The organism is Actinosynnema sp. NPDC023658 (assembly GCF_040639995.1).
Lineage (GTDB): Bacteria > Actinomycetota > Actinomycetes > Mycobacteriales > Pseudonocardiaceae > Actinosynnema.
In genome coordinates this window covers 1-1783 of record NZ_JBFAAX010001082.1, presented here as the reverse complement: position 1 = coordinate 1783, position 1783 = coordinate 1, and the positions used below count along the sequence as shown (strand labels likewise).

Annotated in this window: 2 protein-coding genes and 1 pseudogene; 2 read left to right on the top strand and 1 reads right to left on the bottom strand. The window is 72.1% G+C overall.

What is annotated here, in order from left to right:
* Positions 1-511 (top strand): annotated as a pseudogene (locus AB0G02_RS38285) (methylmalonyl-CoA mutase family protein); the annotation flags it as partial.
* Between the two features lie 61 nt (positions 512-572).
* Positions 573-1370, top strand: a complete 798-nt coding sequence (locus AB0G02_RS38280) for an MBL fold metallo-hydrolase (RefSeq protein ID WP_360804832.1) — start codon at positions 573-575, stop codon at positions 1368-1370.
* 86 nt (positions 1371-1456) lie between these two features.
* On the opposite strand, the gene AB0G02_RS38275 is transcribed toward AB0G02_RS38280, so the two are convergent.
* On the bottom strand, positions 1457-1783 hold a 327-nt coding region (locus AB0G02_RS38275), incomplete at its 5' end, for a substrate-binding domain-containing protein (RefSeq protein WP_360804829.1).

Here is a 1783-nt window from a genome sequence, read left to right as displayed (position 1 = left end):
CATCCACAAGCAGTGGGGCCTGTCGGCGAACGAGAACCCGTTGCAGGGCTCGTTCGTCATCGAGGTGCTGACCGACCTGGTCGAGGAGGCCGTGCTGGCCGAGTTCGACCGGTTGTCGGAGCGCGGCGGCGTGCTGGGCGCGATGGAGACGGGTTACCAGCGCGGTCGGATCCAGGACGAGTCGATGCTGTACGAGCAGCGCAAGCACGACGGTTCGCTGCCGTTGATCGGGGTGAACACGTTCCTGCCGGAGGGCGGGGAGCGCGAGCACGTGTCGATCGAGCTGGCGCGGGCGACGGAGGAGGAGAAGCGCTCGCAGGTCGAGCGGACGCGGGCGTTCGCCGCCGCGCACGCCGCCGAGGCGGAGCCGGCGTTGCGGCGGTTGTAGGAGGCCGCCGCGTCGGGGGAGAACGTGTTCGCGGTGCTGATGGACGCGGCCCGGGTGTGCACGTTGGGCCAGATCACCGACGCGTTCTTCGAGGTGGGCGGCCAGTACCGGCGCAACGTCTGACGTCGGGGCGGCGACCCGGGCGTTCGGGGTTGAACGGCGGCGGGTGGGTTATCCCGCCGCCATGACCGGGCAGAACTCGCTGTTCTTCGTCGGCAACGCCACCACGGTGTTGCGGTTGGGGCCGTTCACGCTGCTCACGGACCCGAACTTCCTGCACCGCGGGCAGTGGACGCACATCGGGCAGGGGGTCGTGGCTCGGCGGCTCAAGGACCCGGCCATCGGGATCGGGGAGCTGCCGCCGTTGGACGCGGTGGTGCTGTCGCACTTCCACGGTGACCACTTCGACCGGATCGCGGCTCGTGAGCTGGACCGGGACCTGCCGATCCTCACCACGCCGCACGCGGCGCGCAGGCTGGGCCGGCGGGGGTTCCGGGAGCCGGTGGCGCTGTCGACGTGGACCGACCTGGACCTGGCGAAGGGCGGGGCGAGCCTGACCGTCACGGCCCTGCCCGGTCGGCACGCGAAGGGCAGGCTGGCGCGGCTGCTGCCGCCGGTGATGGGCAGCATGATCGAGTACCGGGCCACCCCCGGCGCGACGCCGCTGCGCCTGTACGTCTCCGGTGACACCCTGGTGCACGACGACCTGCGGGAGATCCGGGAGCGGTACCCGTCCATCGACGTCGCGCTGCTGCACCTGGGCGGCACGAAGGTGCTCGGCGTGCTGCTCACCATGGACGGCGAGCAGGGCGTCGACCTGCTCGAACTGCTCCGGCCCCGGCAGGTCGTGCCCATCCACTACGACGACTACAGCGTGATGAAATCGCCGCTGTCGGACTTCACCGCCGAGGTGGAGCGGCGCGCGCCGTCGGTCGAGGTCGCCTACGTCGACCGAGGCCGGACGTTCACCCTGCCCGGGTGATGCCCAACCAGCCGACGGGCGGGCGGTGCGGTGAGGTGCCGTGAGGTGCCGTGAGGTGAGCCGGGTGGAGGTTGCCGAAGCCCACCTCACCGGCTCGACGCGCGCACCACCAGCCGGGTCGGGAGGAACGCGGGCTCCGGTTTGTCGCCGCCGTGCACCATGGTCAGCACGGCCCGTGCCGCGGCCACCCCGATACCGGCCTTGTCCTGCGCCAACGTGGTCAGCGGCGGGTCGACCAGGGCGGCCAGCTCGATGTCGTCGAACCCCACCACGGCCAGGTCCTCCGGCACCCGCAGCCCCGCGTGGCGAGCGGCCAGCAGCGCGCCCACCGCCATCTCGTCGCTCGCGCAGAACACCGCCGTCGGCGGCTCGGGCAACGCGATCAGGGACCGCATCGCCGCCTGGCCGCTGGG